At 42.1% G+C, this 23,057-nt stretch carries 10 protein-coding genes; 9 read left to right on the forward strand and 1 reads right to left on the reverse strand.

Annotation, left to right across the window (positions count from 1 at the left end; all coding sequences use genetic code 11):
- Positions 1-80: 80 nt before the first annotated feature.
- From I5907_RS12400 to I5907_RS12420, 5 genes are all read left to right on the forward strand, one after another.
- A complete protein-coding gene (locus I5907_RS12400) occupies positions 81-2,009 on the forward strand; it encodes an alpha/beta hydrolase-fold protein (protein ID WP_196991136.1) in 1,929 nt (642 codons plus the stop codon).
- Between the two features lie 39 nt (positions 2,010-2,048).
- Complete coding sequence (locus I5907_RS12405; protein ID WP_196991137.1) at positions 2,049-4,136, forward strand: alpha-L-fucosidase; 2,088 nt, start codon at positions 2,049-2,051, stop codon at positions 4,134-4,136.
- Positions 4,137-4,426: 290 nt separating this feature from the next.
- Positions 4,427-6,061: an alpha-L-fucosidase gene (locus I5907_RS12410; RefSeq protein ID WP_196991138.1), complete on the forward strand. Its 1,635-nt coding sequence runs from the start codon at positions 4,427-4,429 to the stop codon at positions 6,059-6,061.
- A 22-nt stretch (positions 6,062-6,083) separates the two neighbouring features.
- Positions 6,084-8,066, forward strand: coding sequence for an alpha-L-arabinofuranosidase C-terminal domain-containing protein (locus tag I5907_RS12415; RefSeq protein ID WP_196991139.1), 1,983 nt, complete (start codon positions 6,084-6,086; stop codon positions 8,064-8,066).
- 10 nt (positions 8,067-8,076) lie between these two features.
- Positions 8,077-9,642, forward strand: a complete 1,566-nt coding sequence (locus tag I5907_RS12420; protein ID WP_196991140.1) for a glycoside hydrolase family 43 protein — start codon at positions 8,077-8,079, stop codon at positions 9,640-9,642.
- 374 nt (positions 9,643-10,016) lie between these two features.
- Here the strand turns inward: I5907_RS12420 and I5907_RS12425 are convergent, their stop codons facing one another.
- Positions 10,017-10,307, reverse strand: coding sequence for a hypothetical protein (locus tag I5907_RS12425; RefSeq protein WP_196991141.1), 291 nt, complete (start codon positions 10,305-10,307; stop codon positions 10,017-10,019).
- 768 nt (positions 10,308-11,075) lie between these two features.
- Here I5907_RS12425 and I5907_RS12430 point away from each other — a divergent pair.
- The 4 genes from I5907_RS12430 to I5907_RS12445 are packed head-to-tail and all read left to right on the forward strand — an operon-like array spanning position 11,076 to position 23,055.
- A complete protein-coding gene (locus I5907_RS12430; protein WP_196991142.1) occupies positions 11,076-13,442 on the forward strand; it encodes a coiled-coil domain-containing protein in 2,367 nt (788 codons plus the stop codon).
- A gap of 9 nt (positions 13,443-13,451) precedes the next feature.
- Positions 13,452-14,558, forward strand: a complete 1,107-nt coding sequence (locus I5907_RS12435; RefSeq protein WP_196991143.1) for a hypothetical protein — start codon at positions 13,452-13,454, stop codon at positions 14,556-14,558.
- A 45-nt stretch (positions 14,559-14,603) separates the two neighbouring features.
- Positions 14,604-22,262 carry a hypothetical protein gene (locus I5907_RS12440; RefSeq protein WP_196991144.1) on the forward strand — a complete coding sequence of 2,553 codons (7,659 nt, stop codon included), beginning with the start codon at positions 14,604-14,606 and terminating at the stop codon, positions 22,260-22,262.
- A 43-nt stretch (positions 22,263-22,305) separates the two neighbouring features.
- Complete coding sequence (locus I5907_RS12445; protein WP_196991145.1) at positions 22,306-23,055, forward strand: LolA3 family protein; 750 nt, start codon at positions 22,306-22,308, stop codon at positions 23,053-23,055.
- Positions 23,056-23,057: the final 2 nt, after the last annotated feature.

Consider the following 23,057-nt stretch of genomic DNA (forward strand, 5'->3'; position numbering starts at 1 on the left):
TGAAAGTACAAGAGTGCGACGCAACAATGTTACATAGTAGCAGTGCAGCCTGGTACATCATAAAAAAACACTCACACGCTATGAAGAAAATACTCATTCTGCTTACATGTATGTTAAGCATTTACGCCGGTAACGCGCAGCCCGCTGAAAAGCAGGCGCCACCAGGTTTTGACTCTTTGCAGGCAAATATTGCGCATGGTGTTATAGATTCAATTATCTACGAATCGAAAACTGTGGGTAACAACCGGAAAGCAGTGGTGTACCTGCCACCGGGCTATTCAAAGAAAATAAAATACCCGGTCCTTTATCTTTTGCATGGTATAGGCGGCGATGAGAAAGAGTGGCTTAACGGTGGCAAACCCCAGGTGATAATGGATAATCTTTATGCGCTAGGCAAAGCTGCGCCCATGATCATCGTTATGCCAAACGGAAGGGCCATGAAAGATGACCGTGCGGTCGGGAATATCTTTGACAGTGCCAAAGTACAGGCCTTTGCTACTTTTGAAAAAGACCTGCTGAATGATCTTATCCCTTTTATTGAGAAGAAATACAACGTTTACACTGATCGTGAACATCGTGCCATCGCCGGCTTATCGATGGGTGGCGGGCAGTCTTTGAATTTTGGGCTGGGTAACCTTGACAGGTTTGCATGGGTCGGCGGCTTTTCCTCTGCACCTAATACGAAAATGCCGGGGCTGCTCGTGCCTGATGCGGCTAAAGCAAGAGAACACTTGAAGTTGCTGTTTATTTCCTGCGGTGATGCCGATGGTTTGATCAGTTTCAGCAAGCGCACACACGATTATTTGTACAGGCATGATGTTCCGCATATTTATTACATAGAGCCCGGTGTGCATGACTTTAAAGTATGGAAGAACGGTTTGTACATGTTCTCACAGTTTTTATTTAAACCGTTAGATGTTTCAACTTTTGCATCTTATACTTTATTGGGTACTCCTGCGGCAACAAACGTGCGCTCTGCAAAATACCCGCAGATAATGCCCGATAACCGTGTTGTGTTTCGTGTAAAAGCACCCGATGCGCAAAAGGTACAGGCAGACCTTGGAAAGAAATATGACATGGTGAAAGATACCGGTGGTAACTGGACTGCAGTTACAGATTCTATAGGTGAGGGCTTTCATTATTACTCATTAATTATAGATGGCGTGGCAGTTGCAGACCCTGCCAGTGAGACATTCTATGGTATGGGTAGAATGGCGGCGGGTATTGAGATACCATTCCGGGGAGATGATTATTATGCCGTACAAGAAGTACCGCATGGAGATATCCGAGTAAAGCGTTATTATTCTGCCGTAACCCGCTCCTGGCGACAGTTGTATATCTATACACCACCAGGGTATGATTCCGCCATTCAGCAGCAGTATCCTGTGTTATACATAATACATGGCGGCGGAGAAGATGAAAGAGGCTGGGCCACGCAGGGCAGAACAGACCTCATTATGGATAATCTTATTGCTGCACAAAAAGCAAAACCAATGATCATTGTTATGCCCGATGCAAACATTGGTATGGGCGGCTTTAGCAGTGCCGGCGTAGAGACTTCTCTGAAAATGTTCGAAGCTGAAATGAAGCAGGTAATTGTACCTTTTATAGAAAAAAATTACCGCGCTTTGAAAGATGCAAACAGCCGTGCGCTTGCAGGGTTATCAATGGGTGGTTTACAAACACTGTACACAGGTGTCAACAACACCAACATGTTTGCCTACCTTGGCGTATTCAGTTCCGGCTGGATAAAACCAATGCTGGACAAAACCGCAGATGCGCAATATGACTTCATGAAAACGAACGCGGCAAAAATCAATAATGATCTAAAGACATTCTGGATTGCTATGGGTGGTAAAGAAGATATTGCTTATAACAACTGCCAGCTTATGATGCATAAATTTGAAGAGCTGGGTATTAAACATACCTATTACGAATACCCCGGCGGACATACATGGCCCGTATGGCGTAATAATCTTTACGTGTTTGCGCCCATGTTATTCAGGTAAATAAAAACGTTTGATCAATCTTACCAAAGCCAGAAAAATATGCAGTTTTTTAAATCTTCCTTTGTTTGTTTCTGTTTTGCAATGCTGCCTTGTATAATGTTTGCGCAGGTTTCCAAACCTGCAGCGGTTGAACCTTTGCCTTCTGCCAACCAGCTTCGCTGGCAGCAAATGGAGTATTACGGTTTTATACATTTTTCTGTCAATACTTACACAGACATGTCCTGGGGGCTGGGAAGTGAAGACCCCAAAATATTTAACCCGGACAAGCTGGATTGTATGCAATGGGCACGTATTTGTAAAGAAGCAGGAATGAAGGGCGTTATACTTACAGCCAAACACCACAGCGGTTTTTGTTTGTGGCCTTCTGTATACACCGAGTATTCGGTAAAAAACTGCCCGTGGAAAAATGGTAAGGGAGATATTGTGCGTGAAATGTCTGATGCCTGTAAAGCTTACGGCTTAAAACTCGGTATTTATCTTTCACCCTGGGACCGTAACCATCCCGATTATGGCAAGCCTGCCTATATTACTTACTTCCGCAACCAGTTGAGGGAATTGCTTACCAACTACGGCGAGATTTTCGAAATATGGTTTGATGGAGCCAACGGCGGCTCCGGCTATTACGGTGGCGCCAATGAAACAAGAAAGATAGATGCAAAAACTTACTACGACTGGCCTAACACTTATAAGCTTGTAAGAGAATTGCAACCCAATATTGTGATATGGAACGATGGCGGAGATCGTGCAGACCTGCGGTGGGTGGGTACGGAAGCAGGCTACGTGGGCGAAACCAACTGGAGCCTGCTAAACAAAACGGGCGATGTACCGGAAGACATGCTGAGGCATGGTGTGGAAAACGGCGACGCATGGGTGCCCGGCGAAGTAAATACTTCTATAAGACCGGAATGGTTTTACCATCCTAAAGAAGATACCAAAGTAAAAACATTGCCACAGCTGATGAACACCTATTACCAGTCCATTGGCCGCAATGCTACATTGCTCCTCAATTTTCCTATTATGCCCAACGGGCTTATCAACGACAAAGATGAGCAGGCCGCACTTGGCTTTGCAAAGGCTGTTAAAGAAGCCTTTGCCGTAAACCTTGCCAAAGGCGCCGCGGCAGAAGCCTCCGCCACCAGGGCGGGCAGCAAAATATACAGCGCAGCAAATGTGTTGGATGATAATAAAGAAACTTACTGGTCAACAGATGACAATGTAAATACCGCATCACTTACGATTGATTTCAAAAAGCCTGTTTCTTTCAACCGCTTTCTGGTGCAGGAATACATAGCACTTGGGCAGCGTGTAAAGAACTTTACAATAGAAGCTTTTGTACAAGGAAAATGGATGTTGATCGATACACAAACAACCATTGGGTATAAGCGTATTCTTCGCTTTCCCACAGTGCAGAGCAATAAGCTGCGGTTTACCATAACCGGTGCCAAAGCCAGCCCGCTTATCAGTAATATTGAAGTGTACAACGCACCACAAATATTAACTCCGCCAATAATAACCAGGGCACAATCGGGTAAGGTTATCATTACACCCGCTGATCCGGAGTCTGAAATATTTTATACGCTCGATGGAAGTACACCATCAGTTCAATCAGCAAAGTATACAACACCTGTGATGACAGGTAGTGGCAAAACGGAAGTAAAGGCGATAGCATACAACCAGCTTACAAAAAAGAGCAGTGCCATAACTGCGGAAAAATTTGATATAGCAAAACAGTCGTGGACATTTCCTTCCATTGCAGACAGCAATGTGTACAATATGCTGGACGGGCAGGAGAGTACTGCCTGGCACCAGCCGGGCAATGTAACCATGCCCGCTGATATTGTAATTGATCTTGGTAAAACAGAAAACCTCAATGGTTTTCGCTACCTGCCAGACCAGAACTGGTGGGCCAATGGAATTATCTCGCATTACGAATTCTTTGTTTCCATGAACAGCAACGACTGGCAACTCGTGGATAGCGGTGAGTTTTCCAACATAAAAAACAATCCTTTGTGGCAAACAAAAACGTTTAAAACGGTGCCTGCAAGATTTATCCGGCTGCGTGCATTGCGCAATACCCAAAACGATGATGCAGCAGGCTATGCAGAAGTGGATGTACTTACAGAATAAGTTGACCAGTCATCAGCCGGGTTTTGTACCCGGAGGTGCTGCGCAGTTGCCCCATAGCGGTACAGACGTACAAGAGAGTGACACAACCAAAGCTACATAGCAGCAATACAGCTGGTGCCACCATAAAAAATATTTGCATCAGCCGTTACTATTATTTGCAGGCATAGTTGTGTTTGGGCTGCATTGCTACTATCAACACCTGTTGTGTCACTCACTTGTGCTGCAACAAATATTTCTGCATAGGGTACCACGTTTTGTTTGCACAGGCATGTACCAGTAAAAGTTATAGTATGAATAAAATTGTTTTTGCAGGTTTGTTTATCCTGTTCCATGTAAGCGTTGATGCACAGGAAACGAGTATTTCCAATATCGGGCCGGGCAATGAGCCCATGCAGACAGGCAGGTTTGAAGCGAACTGGCAATCATTATCTCAGTACGTTGTACCGGAATGGTTTCGCAATGCAAAGTTTGGTATATGGGCACACTGGGGGCCACAATGCCAGCCGGGCCAGGGAGACTGGTATGCACGCTGGATGTATGAACAGGGCAGTAACCAGTATAACTGGCACGTGGCAAATTATGGTCACCCGTCAAAAGCAGGCTTTAAAGAAGTAGTACATAGCTGGAAGGCAGAGAACTGGAACCCTGAGAAACTGGTAGCCCTATACAAACGTGCCGGCGCACAATACTTTTTTGCTATGGCCAACCACCACGATAACGTAGATATGTGGAACAGCAAATACCAGCAATGGAACACCGTAAACGTAGGGCCACATAAAGATATACTTGCAGGCTGGGCCAAAGCGGCCAAAAATAACCAGCTTCCTTTTGGCCTCAGTGTGCATGCTGCACATGCGTGGTCGTGGTATGAGGTGTCGCAACACGCCGATACATCCGGGGTATATAAAGGTGTGCCGTACGATGGTAAGTTAACAAACGCAGCCGGTAAAGATGCGTGGTGGAATGGCCTGGATATACAGGCTCTGTATGCGCAGGATCATCAACCCTCTGCCGATACAAAAAATATTTATGCCATACACCGGCAGTGGGACTGGAGCAATGGCGCATCTGTTCCATCCAAAGCTTACTGCGAAAAGTTTTACAACAGAACCATTGATATGATCAACCAGTTTCACCCTGACCTGTTGTATTTTGATGATACCGGTTTACCCTTATACCCTGTAAGTGATGCGGGTTTAAAAATTGCTGCACACTTTTACAACAGTAACATGCAGCAACATGACGGACAGCTGCAGGCTGTGCTGTTTGGTAAAATACTCACAGAGCAGCAAAAAGACTGTATGGTGTGGGATGTTGAACGTGGTGCACCCGATAAAATTCAGCAACAGCCATGGCAGACCTGCTCATGCATTGGAGACTGGCACTACAACAATAACATTTACGAGAAAGGCAATTACAAATCTGCCAGGAGTGTCATTCACCAGTTGATAGATGTTGTAAGTAAAAACGGTAACCTGTTATTAAATATCCCGGTGCGTGGAGATGGTACAATTGATGACAAAGAAATAAGCATACTCGAAGACATTGCCGCGTGGATGGATATAAACAAAGAAAGCATTTTTGATACACGGCCCTGGAAAATATTTGGCGAAGGTCCATCGGCTGATAGTGCTAACCCCATTAATGCGCAGGGTTTTAATGAAGGTAAGATAACATATACGGCTAAAGATATACGCTTTAATCAAAACGGCAAGGCATTGTACGTTACGGCTATGGGAGTGCCGGCCGGAGATGTTATTATAAAAAACCTTGGTACAACTTCTGTACCCGCTATCAAAAGCGTGACATTGCTTGGCAGTACCGGGCAAATAAACTGGCAACAATCTGCAGAACATCTCACGATAAAAAAGCCAGCTGCCGTGCCCAACAATATTGCCGCTGTTTTTAAGATTGAAATGAAATAACGAATCATTAAAACTTATGCATATGGGTGTAAGATGCTGGAATGGTGCAAAACATTGTACGATTGTAATGCTGCTTGTGTTGTTTTCGTATCATCACGCTACAGCACAAAGCAGCCAGGCCAAATTGCCAAAAGGAGGAAAAAAGATAAGTGACCATTTATTCGGTTTGTTCTTTGAGGATATCAATTACGCAGCAGATGGTGGTCTGTATGCAGAAATGGTGCAAAACCGGTCTTTTGAATACAATCCTGCAGAGCGAAGGGAATGGCACCCGCTGTCATATTGGGAGTACATAGCTACAGGTTTTTCTTATGGCCGTATCAGCGTAGCAACGGATAAGCCGGTACATGCAAATAACCCGCATTATGTTGTGCTGGAGGTGGAGCATATTTATAACAGCGCCGGCGCAGTGGGTCTTAAAAATACAGGCTTTGATGGCATGGTTATTAAAAAGGGGGACAGCTACAATTTTTCCGTGTTTGGGTCATTGCTGAGCAAAGAACCGGTGCAGGTAAAATTACAATTGCAAAACAGTAAAGGCGATACAATTGCCACAGGCACTCTTGAAATTAACGCAGCAGGGTGGAAACGGTACGAAACCATATTAACTGCAAGTGCAGAAGCAGACAGTGCTGTACTTTCTGTACTTGCAGTATCTGAAGGAAAACTTGCGCTGGATGTCGTATCCCTTTTTCCACAAAAAACTTTTAAAAACCGTACAAATGGTTTGCGGCCAGATCTTGCACAACTGCTTGCCGATATGCACCCGGGGTTTATCCGCTTTCCCGGCGGGTGCCTGGCGCATGGTGACGGACTTGGCAACATGTACCGCTGGAAAAATACCATCGGCCCTATAGAACAAAGAGTAGAGCAACGAAATATATGGGGTTATCATCAAACTGCAGGTCTCGGTTATTTTGAATACTTCCAGTTTTGTGAAGATATCGGTGCAAGACCTTTACCGGTACTGCCTGCCGCAGTAAGTTGCCAGAACTCGGGCGGCACATGGCGTATTGGTGGCACCGGCCAAAGAGCATTACCAAAAAATGAGATGGATGATTACATACAGGAAGTGCTCGACCTGGTTGAATGGGCAAACGGGCCTGCAACTTCCCAATGGGGTGCAAAGCGTGCGGCGGCCGGTCATCCTGCACCTTTCAACCTACAGTACATAGGCATAGGTAATGAAGATAAAATAACCCCTGAATTTACAGAACGTTTTACAATGATCTACCAGGCTGTGAAGGCAAAACATCCTGAAATAACGGTGGTGGGCACAGCGGGCCCTTTCCCGGATGGAGAAGATTTTACCAAAGGCTGGCGGCTCGCTAACCAGTTGGGTGTGCCTGTAATGGATGAACATTATTACAAAGAGCCGGAGTGGTTTATCAGCAATCAATACAGGTATGATGGTTATAACCGCGATAGCGGCGCCGTTTATCTGGGCGAGTATGCATCGTGGGGTAATACAATGCAGAATGCACTTGCTGAAGCTGTGTACATGACAGCGCTTGAAAGGAATGGCGATGTAGTAAAAATGGCATCTTATGCGCCACTGCTTGCAAAACAGGGTTTTACCCAGTGGAAACCAGACATGATCTTCTTTAACAATAAAACCTACTATCTCACACCCAATTATTATGTACAGCAAATGTTTACTGCCAACCAGGGAGATCATTACTTTGATGGTGTTATTGTGAAAGATGATAAAGACAGTTTGCTGGCAGGCTCCTGTGTGTACAACAGTAAAAGCGGCGATGTAATTATCAAGCTTGCTAATGCGGGCCAGGCAGCTAAAAAAGTAAAAATAGATATTAGCAGGTTCCACACCATATTTCCCGGCGCATCGCTTACCAGTTTGCAGGCAGATACATCAGCAGTCAATTCTTTTGAAAGTCCCGGAAATGTGAGGCCCGAAACAGGTATCGTGAACGTTGCTAAAAAATTCGATTATACGCTTACGCCTGCTACAGTTGTGGTTATAAGGGTAAGTACCCGAAAATAATGTTATAGGTATGAACAGGAATTTAAAACAGTTAATTGTTTTGATTGGATGCTTTTTACCCTGCTTTTTTGCAGCGGCACAAACAGCGCAGGCGCATAGCCCTATCGTATTTGCCGATGTACCGGATATGGCTATGATACGTGTAGGCAATGATTATTATATGAGCAGCACTACCATGCACATGAGCCCGGGTATACCTATTATGAAGTCTGATGACCTGGTAAACTGGAAATTGGTGGATTATGCCTACGATACGCTGGCAGATGTAGATGCGTTGAACCTGACTGCCGGTAAAAACGCCTATGGCCGGGGCTCCTGGGCCAGCAGCCTGCGTTATCACAAAGGTGTTTATTATGTTACCACCTTTGCGCAGACTACCAATAAAACATATATCTATACTACAAAGAATATCGGGAAAGGCACATGGAAACGCATTAGCTTTTCTCCGTCCTATCATGATCATTCGTTGTTTTTTGATGATGATAACAAGGTCTACCTGGTGTATGGTAATGGTAAGATCAATATTGTTGAGTTGAGAGAAGACCTGTCTGGTGTAAAAGAAAAAGGTGTGCAGCAGGTAATCATTGAAAATGCCAGTAAGCCTGCAGGAAATGATATTATGCTTGGTGCCGAGGGGTCGCAGTTATTTAAAGTGAATGGGAAATATTACCTGTTTAATATTGTTTGGCCAAAAGGTGGCATGCGTACGGTTGTTGTGCATCGTGCAGATAAGATAACAGGACCTTATGAAGGCAGGCTTGCATTGCAGGATCTCGGTGTGGCGCAGGGCGGTCTTATAGATATGCCGGATGGCAGGTGGTTCGCTTATCTTTTTCGCGATTATGGTGCCGTGGGGCGCATACCTTATCTCGTACCCGTGCAGTGGCAAAACGGCTGGCCCGTATTGGGTGTTGATGGAAAAGTACCTGATCAACTTAAACTGCCTGCCAATAAAAGTTTAATACCCGGCATTGTTGCTTCAGATGAGTTTGATCGTAAAAAGAATGATGCAACCTTGCCACTGGTTTGGCAGTGGAACCATAACCCCGATCGTACTTTATGGTCTCTCACCACCCGCCCGGGTTACCTCAGGTTAACCACAGGGCGTATTGATACTACTTTGTTTGATGTACGCAACATGCTTACACAACGCACCATTGGCCCTGTTTGTTCGGCTGGTGTGGCGATCGATGTGGCTGCAATGAAAGACGGCGATATTGCCGGTCTTTGCCTGTTGCAAAAGCAGTACGGCTATGTTGCTGTAAAAGCAACGGAAAGTGGTAAATCGCTCATTATGGTAAACGCAGGCAGCGGTGTAGCAACAGAAGTTGCAGCAATACCGTTAAACCAATCTGTTGTTTACCTAAAAGCATCCTGCGATTTTACCAATATGAAAGATACCGCCAGCTTTGCTTACAGCCTGGATAATCAAAACTGGAAAGTTATAGGCACGCCATTAAAAATGACTTACACACTGCCACACTTTATGGGCTACAGGTATGGTATTTTCAATTATGCAACCAGGCAAGCGGGCGGGCATGTTGATGTTGACTGGTTCAGGATAGGGCAGGAGTAAGCCTATATAACATAACTGCATAAGCGTTATAAAAATCGTTGGGCTGATACCCGTTATAGTTGTGGTGTAACCAGCTGTTGTGCTACTATGTGGCATCGTTGCGTCGCACTCTTGTACGGCTGAATGTTTTTTCAGCAAGTGCGAAGATTGAAACAGGTAAGTGCGAATTTACTATTGGCTGAATCCCTTAATGCGTATTCACTATTCATAAAAAATACCGCATACCTACACAGACTTGAAGAAAACACAACGCTACAGTCGCCATAACAACAGAACGTACAAGTGAGTGACACAACAGGCGATGCCACCTGTACTGCTGCCGGCTGCATCATTAAAAAATATTGCCGGTATGCATTGCGCATAAACAGAAATCATTAATTAAGTGCAGGATCTGTTTGTATACCCATCATTCGGATTGCGGAGATAAGCACCGCTTTGAATTCGTGCCTGAATTTCCTGTTACTCCCAAGCATTATGGTGGCAGCGTTTTTTACAACAGTGCCTTCAAAGCCTTTCAGATGCGGCATTTGTGCAAACACGAACGAAGATTCGATACTGAGCAAGGTGCAATGATGTGTGGAACTGATAATAGAAACGTTGGAATTTATTTTGGTATTACATACAGCAAGGTTTACGGTAATGGGGTGTTGGTAGCTGGCGTTCATCAGGTTTTTTTACGTGGACGTGCAAAAAAAATACCATGCTATTTTGTTGCTTGACGTTTTTGCAAGTGTGGAAACATTGGTAAAGATTTGGAAAAGTTTTACCCGCAATATTGAGCGTTCAAGCGATTAAATGTAATAACTGCAATGATTTTTCGGCATAACTGTATCGGATTGGTGAATAACTGTTTTTGAAATCATATCGCATTACTTTTTAGCTTATTGAACGAGTTGTGTAAAGCGCTATGCAGCAGTTAGTTGCAATAAAGCTGACTTTGACGTACAGACGACTTTTGTTCAAATGATATTTTTAAACCTGAAGACTCGTAAAAATTAATGGCTTTTTTTTGCTTGATATATAAAATAATCTGTATTTCGCATTACCAGTTCCACTCCCTCTCAAAGTAAAATACAAAATCAACAAAAACGGATAAACCTAAACCCGGACTCTAAACTGTCTGAAGAAGTTTATCAATCAATTCTTGCTTTAAAGCGTAACGGTTAGACCACCTGTTGGGTGTACCTGTTTGTTATGCTTTAAAAGTGCAAAGCGCTGGAGGTGTAGCGAATGTGATGGTGTGCTGGTATTAAGCTAAGTGCGAGGATAGTATAAAGCAATAAAACAATGAGTGTTTTATTGTCAGTAGCAATTTTTTTAACCAAAACTAATTTGAAAGGAGCCTGATTTAAATGCGGTGTTCTGTAATGATACTATGTCTTATGTTGTGCTGCTACGGTTCAAAGGCGCAAAGTTATAGTGCACTGCTCTGTATGAAGCCAGCTAAGCCAACGATGCTATCTCCTTTGGATTTTACAACGCTGGACAGCTCAAAGTCTTACCCGTTACATCGTTTACATGATACGCTGCACGTGCATCTTTTACATCCAGATTATCTGCTGATTGACTTTTATATTAACCAGGATAATGAAAAAGTATTTGTGTATGCGGATAAAAATATCAACAGATCCGGTGGTATTTATAAAACGGAAGTCACGCCTGTTATTATTAAAAAACAACCGCTTTTCACTGTGCACGGTAATGTTTATTATGATGTTTATTACCAGTCCAATATTGATACACCTTTTTATGAACGGGATATTTATCAGCATACGATAAGAACATCGCTTGATATTACCTACAAAGGAAAATATCCGGTACGACTAAACTTTTCAACACGCTTTAGTAATTCAGGAATGATCAGGGATATTACAGGTATTGGCTTCAATTTTAATCCCCAGCAATTTAAAAATACCCTCACGGACAAAGTGCAGGCGTATGTGTTGCGTCAACTTTCAGGTAATAAGCTAATAGACAGCCTTAAACGGGAACTGGATAAGAAGGTTGCGGCACTTCAACAACTGCGGTACCAGGTTGAGCGCCCTGACCTTTTGCAACAAATGATTGAAGCGCGGGAAAGAGCATATGTTGCCAAACTACATGCTTCAAAGGATTCTGCTATTTCATCTAATATAAATTCCCTTAAGAATTCTGTGGTTACCGTTCTAACCAATAACGATAGTGAGGGTTCTGGAAAAAATCAAACCAGTGATTTATATGAAAAAATGGCTAATAAAAAATCACAACTGGAAAATAAAGCAGATAGTGCACTGCAAAGATTGGAGACATCTGTTGCAAAACACAAGCAGCAATACGACTCATTAAAACAGGAAGTCGATACGTTACAACAGCGCTACCAAAAAGTACTTGCTGTATACGAAAAATTAAAAGCAAAAGCAATCAACAATATAGCCCTGGCTAAAAATCCGGAAGCACTACAGTCGGAATTACAATCATTAGGTATACCAGATACTGTTTTGCCGAAAGGATATAAAAAACTGATGGCTTTACGATCAGTAGGCATCGGCAGATCCATCGTGGATTACTCCGAACTGTCAGCCAAGAACATTACAATCAACGGACTACAGGTGGAATACAATCCCTCTTACTATGTAGCGGTAGCCACAGGCTTTATTGATTACAGGTTCCGTGATTACATTGTTAATACCACCAGGTACAAACAATATTTGAATATCATCCGTGCAGGTTATGGGATGAAAGACGGAAACAACACCATACTGACTTTATTCCAGGGCAAAAAGCAGGTGTACAGTTATTACAGTTCCAATAGCGGTGGAGCAGTAAACAGTCCCCAGCCAGATTATAATATAGTGGGTTTTACTGTTGAGAAACGATATCGACTGGATCAGAACAATTTTATCACTGCCGAGTTTGGCAAATCATCGCTTCCTTATTTTAGAAGAACAGGAGAAAAAAGTAACCTGGTAAGCAGCGCGCTTACTTTTAAAGACCGAACGAATGAAGCTTATGCGGTAAAGGTTTCGTCTTTTATTCCTTCCACACAGACAAGGATAAATGGTATGTATAAGCATACGGGAGCCGATTACCAATCCTTCAGCTACTTTACGACCAGTTCAACGCAAAATGCATGGCAGCTCAAAGTAGAGCAACCTTTTCTCAAGCGCAGGTTGACGTTTACAGGATCACTGCGGAAAAATGATTTCAGCAGTCCTTATGCCAGCAATAATTTTCAGAGCAATACACTTTTTAAAAGTATACAGGCGACTATTCGCATCAAGAAGCTGCCAATAGTATCACTGGGATATTTCCCGACTGCCCAGTTAATCAAGGCGAATGACGATCTCTATTTTGAGAACTATTACTATACACTTACAGGAACAGCCAGTCACAGCTATCGCTATAAGGGAACACAGATCAATACACTGTTGACCTATATACGCTTTTACAACAAACAGCCGGATAGCAGTTTTGTGTATTTCAATACAAGGAATATCATGCTCAACCAGGCATTTTATTTCAAAAGGGTTACCTGGCAGCTAACTGCTTCACAAACAAAAAGCACAGATTATACGCTGTACACAACCGGCACCAATGTGCAGTTAAAATTAAGGGAATGGCTACTGATAGGTGGAGGAGTTAAATACAATAACCAGACGATCATTAACCAGCAGCAGGTTGGTTATAGCGCCAACACAACAGTAAGGGTTCCTCATATGGGGAGCCTACAATTATTTGTGGAGAAAGGATTTATACCAGGCCTCAACAGACAGTTGATTGAGAACAAAGTAGGCCGGTTAACATTTATACGAAATTTTTAAAAACATGCTATGTATAAAAAGCTATCATGGATTTTATTGTTGTTTATAACAGCGTCAGCCGGTGCACAGATCAGCATGACACTGCAGGTGCCACCGGAGGGGCTTATACAAAAGCCCCAGTTGTGGAATTTTGTAGTAGCCAATGGGCTAAGTTCCCAGACACAGGTAAAGGTCACCATGACAATGAAGGATGCAGTGACCAATGATCCAATCATGACCGGGACTTCCGGAAGTGTGTATGTGAGTACAGGTGCTACGGTATTAACGGCAATGGAACTGGCGCCTATACAATATGATTACCTGTCCCCGAGGGTTACAGACATTGATCCAAATGGGTTTCTTCCTATCGGCAATTTTACTGTTTGCTATAAACTGTATGCTTCCGGGCATATCGGTTTTGATGAAGTATCGGAAGAGTGTATTAATGTGTACGTGGAGCCGTTAAGCCCGCCTTTACTTAGTCTCCCTTTTGACGGCAGTGAAGAAGAGATAAACATGCCACAGTTTTCCTGGATACCACCAGCACCGCTCAACATGTTCAACAACCTGAGTTATGACTTTTTACTGGTAGAAGTAGGTCAGGGACAAACACCACAGGAAGCAATACAACAAAATATGCCTGTTTATACAGTTAGCAATCACCCGGATATCTTTATTAACTATCCATCATCGGGGACGCCGCTGGATACAGGTAAAATGTATGCCTGGCAAGTCATAGCTAATAATAACAATGATCATGTGGGGCAAAGTGAAGTATGGACTTTTAAGGTGAGGCCAGATTCTATAATCACGACAAATATCCCAAAACTATCTTTTGTCAAGCTCAGCAAAAATCTTGATGCTTCAGTAGGAATAGTTAGTCATATGATCAGATTTTACTACAACAATGAAGCAGCAGACACAACTGTCAGCTATACTATTTCAAGCCTGGATAATGCAAACATAGGAGCAGAAATCAGGACGGAATCATTATCAATTAAGAAGGGAGAAAATTATATCCAGTTGCCGTTAAGTGGAGATGACAGATTGGTGAAGGACAAGATATACCTGTTTTCAATTCTCAATACTCGAAACGAAATATGGATGTTGAAGTTTGTGTATCAGGAAGAGCAGTAAAAAAAACAAACAACCAATAAATAATTATACTTAAAACAGTAGTCGATGATTTATTCATTAGCAAGCAGGCATACAAAAAAAATCGGTTTTTTTATGCTTACGTTGTTTTATGCTGAGTTTTTATTAGCAGCTTATACTCCCGTACTGAATTTATCGGATAAAACCGCTCATTATCAAAGGGGGAATAACGGGCATTTAAATTATGCTGGTGGTGCAAGCATGGAGGATAAAGCTCTTTCACAGCAAATAGAATGGATGACGGATTCCACAGATGTACAATATGGCTCACAGGAAGATATGGTGGTATTATCATCCATAGAAAAGGCGGATGATTATGGTGGTCCATCGCAACCTGAAATGCAATCATTTTCGCCTGTAGGTGCCGATAAGATGGTCGACTTATTTACGGGCGATTTCTCTTACAACATTCCATTGCTCGATGCAGGCGGCTATCCCATCAATATTTTTTATAACAGTGGTGTTACAATGGATCAGGAGGCCAGCTGGGTTGGCCTTGGTTGGAATATTAATCCGGGAACAATTACTCGCAATTTAAGAGGCCTGCCAGATGATTTTGATGGAGAAGCAGATAAAATCACTAAAACCTCAAGCATAAAAGAGAATAAGTCAGTAGGTGTCACGATTGGAAGTGATGTAGAGGTATTTGGATTGCCGCTTCCTATAACAGCAAACCTTGGGGTGTTTCATAATAATTACAGGGGGTGGGGATTAGAAGGGGGGCTCAATGCCAGCATCAATGCCGGATCTTTTGCTGGGGGTGCTATGACAGCGGGCATGTCTTTATCGTTGAACAGTAATACTCAGGAAGGAGTGACGATAACACCAGGTGCATCCATTAGCTTCAATTTCATGAACAATGAGAAAAGTATGCAGGAAAGCATCATGGGAACCGGAACATTATCCGCGTCAGTTGGAGCAAATACGAGGTCGGGATTAAAAAGTTTGCAAATATCCGGTGGAGTTACATCGACAGATACAAAATACAATGTTGGTTTAACTAAAGTAGGAAATTACTATGTGCCTGTCCGCACGGATATTTCCAGTAAAAATTCGGTGAGCGCAAATTTATTTTCTACTTCGATTTCTTTTGCATCAAAATCTTATACACCTACTATTTCTATGCCTTATACAAGCAGGCAGGCTTCCTTTACCGGTAAAGTCGGCGGCGAAATATTTGGTGTTGACGGAAACATTTATATCAGCGGTTACGTGACAAGCAGCAAAGTAAAGCCCGAAGATGTTACCCAGGTTTTACCGGCATATGGTTATCTAAATTATCAGAATGCTAATGAGAATCCTTCTGCGCTTCTTGATTATAACCGCGAAAAAGACATTCCTTACAGAGAGAAACCAGCTATACCAAATATTGGCATTCCGTCTTACACATTTGATATCTTCTCAATAAAAGGAGAAGGAACCGGCGGAACTTTCAGGGCTTATCGTGGTGATATCGGGTATGTATATGATCATCAGATGACTACAAAAAGTGAGTCAGACGCCTTGAGTGTGGATGTAGGAGCGGGTGGTTACTTCCACGGCGGCATTGACTTTAACGAAAATAATTCCATCACTCAGACAGGCCCATGGATTGAGCAGAACGCATTACGTAATAGTATAGGATTTAAAAAATCCAATGCAGCTTTTGAGGCTGTATACTTCCGCAATCCCGGCGAAAAGGCTATTGTTTCTAAAAGTTATTATGAAAGCCTTGGTGGAGAAGATCTTGTTACTCCTGAAATTTATCAACCATCTACTTCGAGTCCGTATATCGTTGCAACAAATAAGCTTAAACGATACAGAAACGGCCTTCAGACAGGTTCTGTGACGCTCACTTCGGCCACATCTAGGAGTGTAAGAGATAAACGCCAGGAGACCATTACATATCTAAGTGCTGAAGAGGCTTCCGAAGTAGGGTTATCAAGATTTATTGAGAATTACGCAATGAATACCTGGAAACTGGATTCCTGCGGTAAGTTTTTCGATAACGATGAACAGGAATATAAAAAACTCTACAACAACTCACTTACTATAGAGCGTAGGATAACCCCCATGCGCAAGTCGAACCACATCTCTGAGATCGATGTGCTGAATCCTGATGGCAAAAGGTATGTCTACGGCATTCCTGTCTATAACATCACGCAAAAGGATATTACAGCAGCTGTTGACAAAGACAGCGCAGATATTGTGCAAGGGCTGGTCAAATATAATGATGCAAAAGACAATCCGATTATCAAACCTGACACGCATGGTAGTTTGGGACGTGACGATTATTACAGTAAAGAAGAAATGCCAGCATACGCACATTCTTTCCTTCTGACTGCAATTGTTTCCCCGGATTATTCCGATTTAACAGGAGATGGTATTACTGACGATGATCTGGGTGATGCGATAAAGTTTAATTATTCCCGTGTCGCAGGAAACACTGTTTCTGCTGAAACACCTTATCAGTGGAGGGCACCTTACATGACGGGTCAGGCGACATACAATGAAGGATTGAAGACAGAAATAAAAGATGACAGGGCAAGTTATACCTATGGAGAAAAGGAACTGTGGTACATGCATTCTATCGAGTCAAAAAATATGATTGTCACATTTAAACTGGAGGACAGGTCGGATGCATTGACTATCAATGAAAACGGTGTGAAAAACCTGCTTCAAAATCCCGCAAAAAAATTAAAGGAGATTAATTTATATACAAAAGCGGACTTCCTGAAAAACGGCGCGAATGCGAAACCGATAAAAACGGTCCACTTCGGGTATTCGTACAGGCTGTGTCGCGGTCTGTACAAGACCCCGGAAAACCAGGGCTATGACAGCGGTAAATTAACATTGGATACAATATACTTTACTTACAATGGAAGCAAGAAAAAGCAGGGCATGTACCTTTTCCACTACACAACAAAAAATCCACGGTATGATTTAAGTGCTTTTGATCGGTGGGGAAGTTATAAAGATCAACAACAAAATCCGGGGGCCACAGGAAACAAACCGTTAAATTCAGAATTTCCATACGCCATTCAGGATAGCGCAATTGCCGCTGACAATGCAGCAGCATGGTCCCTGGACTCTATCATACTGCCATCCAAGGCAAAAATAAAAGTGACGTATGAAAGCGATGATTATGCTTATGTTCAAAACAAACGTGCGGGACAAATCTTTAAGATAGCGGGCTTTTCCCCCACAAAGCCAATCAGTTCAACAGTTCCATTAAATAGTTTATATCAGAATGATCAAAGTAATTTATATGTATTTGCACAGGTAAATGAACCGGCAACGTCATCGCAGGAAGTTTACAATAAATATCTTGAGGAGATACAGAAACTTTTCTTCAGGCTCAAAGTAAATTACACAAAAGGGAGTGAGTTCGTTCCCTGTTACGCGGAAATCGACTTAACGGGAGGAGCAGGAAATGCATACGGTGTGACGGCAAATCCTAATATTATCTGGTTCAAAGTTAAAGGCATCGATATCAAAAAGGGAACCCTGGGCGGCAGCTTTAGTCCTTTAGCTAAAGCTGCGATACAGTTTCTCAGGATTAATTTACCTGCACAAGCCTACCCGAACTCTGAAGTAGGTGATGACATCGGGATACAGGAAGCGGTACAAATGGTTGGCACCATGATTGGCAATATTGCAGAAGTCTTCCAGATGTTTGACTACAAAGCGATGGGCAAAGGTTGGGCTAAATACATAGACACGGCGAAAAGTTTTGTAAGACTTGATAACCCAAATTATAAGAAATATGGCGGTGGACTTCGTGTAAAGTCAGTGAAAATATATGATGCATGGGATGAGATGACCCAGCAACGTAAGTCTACCTATGGTCAGAACTATTATTACACAACGCTGAAAGAAATAAATGGTGTAAAAAAACTGATCAGTAGTGGTGTAGCAAGTTATGAGCCATCTATAGGCAGTGAAGAAAACCCCTGGAAGCAACCGGTAGAATACACAGAACAAGTAGCTGCAATGGCACCTATCGCTCTTTCCTATTCTGAAAAACCATTCGGAGAAGGCTTTTTCCCTTCACCCATGGTTGGATATAGCGAGGTGCGTGTAAAGTCTATTCATGCTGATACCGTTAAGTCTATGACTGGCTATGAAGAAACAAAGTTTTTTACGACTTATGATTTTCCAACCTTCACAGAGAACACAACTATGTTGGATAATAAAAAAAGATTTTCTCCGGGGTTAGCTAAACTTTTAAAAATCAATGCCAGAAACTACATTTCTATTTCGCAAGGGTTTAAGGTGGAACTAAATGACATGAACGGTAAGATTAAATCCGAAGCAAGCTATCCTGCAGTAGATTCAACTTCTGCGATAAGTTATAGCGAGTATTATTATCGGATGGAAAATCGTAATGCTACATTTAAAAAGCTATCGAATACAGTCACGACGATCGATATGGATGGAACAATCGACACGACTGCCATGATTGGTAAAGATGTTGAGTTAATGGTGGACATGCGCCAACAGCAAAGCGTTATAAGCGGAAATAATTTCAACGTTAATACGGACGTGATCCCTGCATTATTTGGAATACCTTTCCCTATACCATCGTTCTGGTATTTTCCCCAAAGAGAAGAAGATATTTTTAGATCTGTAGCAGTAACAAAAGTAATTAACAGGTATGGTATTTTAGATAGTACACTTGTTGTTGATAAAGGCAGTAAAGTTTCCACAAAAAACATGATTTATGATAGTGAGACAGGGCAGCCTTTGCTAACGCGCACTCAGAATGAATTCGATGATCCAATTTATAACTTTACTTATCCTGCACATTGGGCCTATAGCGGAATGGGGCCTGCTTATAAAAATATTCATGATGTCTTCAATTCTGACGAAAACAACAATATTATAATTAATAACGGTTTTCTCCAGAACACAGCTAAATACCCTAACCTCATAAATTATTTTGAAAGTGGCGATGAAATTATGGTGACGGGTAGGGTTAAGACAGGAGAACTTGATCAAACGGATTGCGACGGAATAGTTAATGGATGTCCGTTGAACCAATATGCGCCGGATAAAAACATCGAAAGAATCTGGGTTGTAGATAGCAAAAAGCTAAATCCAAACAGTACTGCAGGAAAAGTATTCATAGATCGTCACGGCAGACCCTATAGTGGCACAAACGTCAACATGAAAATTATTCGCTCTGGCAGGAGGAATATGAGCATGTCTTCAATTGCAACTGTTACCTGTTTGAAAAACCCGCTTGCTGTTGTAAACAATAAACTGAAACTGGTGCTTAGCAACGATAAAGATGTTGTAGCCACGGGCGCAGTTGTTTATCGGGATATCTGGAGAACAAGTGACATAAACTTCTTAAAAGATACATCCAATGTCGTAGCGGAGCAGCACAATGTTACTCTGATGCCCACAGTGACAAGAAAGGAATATGTTTTCAGTAATGAATCATCAGATAATCCAACTTTTGTGGATGGAGCTGCTGGGACGCATTCAGCGGCTGCGTATATTGGTGCGAGCTATAATTTTGGCGGCGGTGATAAAAGCGGTTTGTTCGGCAGTTGTCATACCAAAACAATAAAGAACAAAAGCATTTTACAATTTAACCTGACTGGAATACCTCAATCTGCAGTAGTGAATTCGGCAACGCTTTCATTAGCCGGTAAAATTCCAAACAATGGATTCACTTCAATTTATCTTACAGGAGCTAACAACAGCGATTGTAATTCGTATAACTGGAGTAGTGCCACGCAGTTTTATTCAGGTATCTCCACCGCAACACTTAAACGTATTACAGCACCTTGGTCATCCTCGACAAACTATTCAAATTTTATAACAACAGATCTTAACAAAATTGATATTTCCCAAACACGGTATACTGGTATTAATTGTAAAGCCTTGATGCAGGACTTGATTGCCAGTAATGGAAGGGCAAACGGATTAATGTTTGGTTTGAACAGTGAAACAAATTTTGATGATGAGAAAAATGATAGACTGAATTATCTCACATTTTGCGCCGGGTCGGGTTGTACACCCATAGTTAACATGACATACACGATTACTTCAACAAATAGTTGGACGGTATGTCGTTCTGCGATAACGCAGAACATTCTGAATCCATATGTTTATGGCATTTTCGGGAACTGGCGCTCAGATAAATCTTATGTTTTTTACGAAGAGCGTAAGCAAACAGATCCTGGTGTGCTGACCGATATTCGTGTTGATGGTGCTATCAAAGATTATGTGCCTTTCTGGTCTTTCTCCAACGCATCATATCTTCAACAGACAACTGATACAATAAAATGGGTGTGGAATTCTCAGATTACCCTGTTTAATAAAAAGGGATACGAATTGGAGAACAAAGATCCTTTGGGCAGGTATAACTCTGGCCTTTATGGATACAAGGAAACGCTTCCCATCAGCGTTACTCAAAACAGCAGGTATAGAGAACAATACTTCGATGGCTTTGAAGATTATAGCTATGACAACAACACTTGCGTTGATCCTTGCCCCATACCCAGGGCAGTTGACTTTACAACAGATGGAGGCAGCAGAGATATGTCGAATGTACATTCAGGAAGATATAGTCTGAAGATAAATTCAGGAGATTCTGCATCTGTGACTACGCGGGTATTTCCAAGGACAAAAGATACAATCAGCCAAAAACTGGCAATGGATATTAACCTGGTTCCTATGAATGACACGATCATTACGCCAAAAGGTTTTGGACTGAGGCCAATACCACTCAATGGCGGAGGGGTTAGTGTCTCCAAAGTCATCGAACCCGGCGGATGTACTACGCCTACCGGACAAGGATACATCACTGCCTATGCTGGTTATTTGCAACCCGTTAAAACTGCCTATTACAAGCTATCCGCTTATTCAATGGGTTATAATGATTGCCCCGAGGTTCCATATAACGTACAATTTTTGGTGTATGATGATGATGGATTGGTATGGAATGGAGGCAGCTCTTCTACTGGCGCATTAATTACAACTAGTTCTTTACTCCTTAAAGTAGGGCAGGTATATCATGTAATCATACAAGCTGATGCGTATAACTATTTATATTCCGGCTCTTTAAGTTGGACTACCTGTGACCCGACAGTGCCCCCTTTAACCTACAGAAATATATATCATGCTGAGCAAGATACGATAGGGACAGCATCAATCGTAGAAGGAAACTGCAATACTTATAACGGGATTATCTCTGATAGCAGTTCATTGATTACAGGTTTCTCACTCACACAGAATAGTAAATATTGGTTTAGTACATGGGTGAAAGAATCAGAACAATGCTTGACAGGAACGTATATAAATAATGAAGTTCAGATAAGTTTTTATGATGCAGCCAACAGTGTAATTAAAACTGATGTATTAAAGCCTTCAGGAAACATCATTGAGGGCTGGCAGCGCTATGATGCTGATCTGACTGTTCCCGCAAATGCTGTCAATTCAAAAATTAAACTTAAGAATAAAAGTACCGGTGCTGTTTATTTTGATGACTTAAGGATGCATCCATACAGTGCCAATATGCAGTCATTTGTATATGACCCCGTAACTCTGAGGCTAATGGCCCAACTGGATGAAAATAATTACGCTTCCTTTTATGAATATGATGATGACGGAACATTGATCCGCGTGAAAAAAGAAACGCTAAAAGGCATTCAAACAATAAAGGAAACACGTAGCTATCTGGTAGAGCAATAAAAAGATTTATACACTTTTACTTTTAAATGATCCAGTAAAATTTATGGGAAAAGCTATAAGATTTATACTCGTTTTCACATGTTTTCTACAGATATCTGTTTATGCGCAAGACTCTGTTGCAGCGAAAACAATCATGACGTTTTTTAATGGTGTTAGGAACGCATATGCACATTCTGGTAATATTGGATTCAATGTCAACTACGTTTACAGCGATGAAAAATATCCCGAAAAAATAATCGATACACTTTCCGGCACTTACAAAATCAATGGTTCAAAATACTGGTTCAGTCTTGCGCAGACAGAAACCATGAAAAACGATAGCCTCGTCATCATGATATTCCATGAAGATAAAATGATGTACGTCCGAAAAGCATCTACGCTGCCAGGATTTGATCCCGTTGAACAAATGCAAGCTTTTTTAAAGAAGGCGAAAACAGTGCGGGCAAAACTGACGAAGGGCAAAAGTGTCGATCAGCTTTCTATCACCTTTCCGGAGGGGCTAGACTATAAAAGTGTTAATATCAAAACGGACAGGGTGACGGGTTACCTGGTAGAATCAGAATATATTATCCGAACGCAGTTGTTAACGGACCAGGCAGATGATGAAGCAGATGAAACCAAATCTGGTTTTAGTGAATATGCACGGGTGAGAGTTAATTATTCAGCTTACCATCAGGATACGGATTCCTCCTGTTTTGATGAAAGCCGTTTCATCATACGGAGGAATAATGTCATTTCCACCGAAGAAAAATACAAAGATTTTAAAATAGTTATTGGGTCATCAAACCTTTAAAA

This window comes from Panacibacter microcysteis (assembly GCF_015831355.1).
Lineage (GTDB): Bacteria > Bacteroidota > Bacteroidia > Chitinophagales > Chitinophagaceae > Panacibacter > Panacibacter microcysteis.

Excerpts from the sequence above, each read along its gene's own strand:
- I5907_RS12440 (WP_196991144.1), top strand. The coding sequence starts at position 14,604 with ATGATTTATTCATTAGCAAGCAGGCATACAAAAAAAATCGGTTTTTTT.
- I5907_RS12435 (WP_196991143.1), top strand. The coding sequence starts at position 13,452 with ATGTATAAAAAGCTATCATGGATTTTATTGTTGTTTATAACAGCGTCA.
- I5907_RS12400 (WP_196991136.1), top strand. The coding sequence starts at position 81 with ATGAAGAAAATACTCATTCTGCTTACATGTATGTTAAGCATTTACGCC.
- I5907_RS12445 (WP_196991145.1), top strand. The coding sequence starts at position 22,306 with ATGGGAAAAGCTATAAGATTTATACTCGTTTTCACATGTTTTCTACAG.
- I5907_RS12415 (WP_196991139.1), top strand. The coding sequence starts at position 6,084 with ATGGGTGTAAGATGCTGGAATGGTGCAAAACATTGTACGATTGTAATG.
- I5907_RS12425 (WP_196991141.1), bottom strand. The coding sequence starts at position 10,307 with ATGAACGCCAGCTACCAACACCCCATTACCGTAAACCTTGCTGTATGT.
- I5907_RS12420 (WP_196991140.1), top strand. The coding sequence starts at position 8,077 with ATGAACAGGAATTTAAAACAGTTAATTGTTTTGATTGGATGCTTTTTA.
- I5907_RS12405 (WP_196991137.1), top strand. The coding sequence starts at position 2,049 with ATGCAGTTTTTTAAATCTTCCTTTGTTTGTTTCTGTTTTGCAATGCTG.
- I5907_RS12430 (WP_196991142.1), top strand. The coding sequence starts at position 11,076 with ATGAAGCCAGCTAAGCCAACGATGCTATCTCCTTTGGATTTTACAACG.
- I5907_RS12410 (WP_196991138.1), top strand. The coding sequence starts at position 4,427 with ATGAATAAAATTGTTTTTGCAGGTTTGTTTATCCTGTTCCATGTAAGC.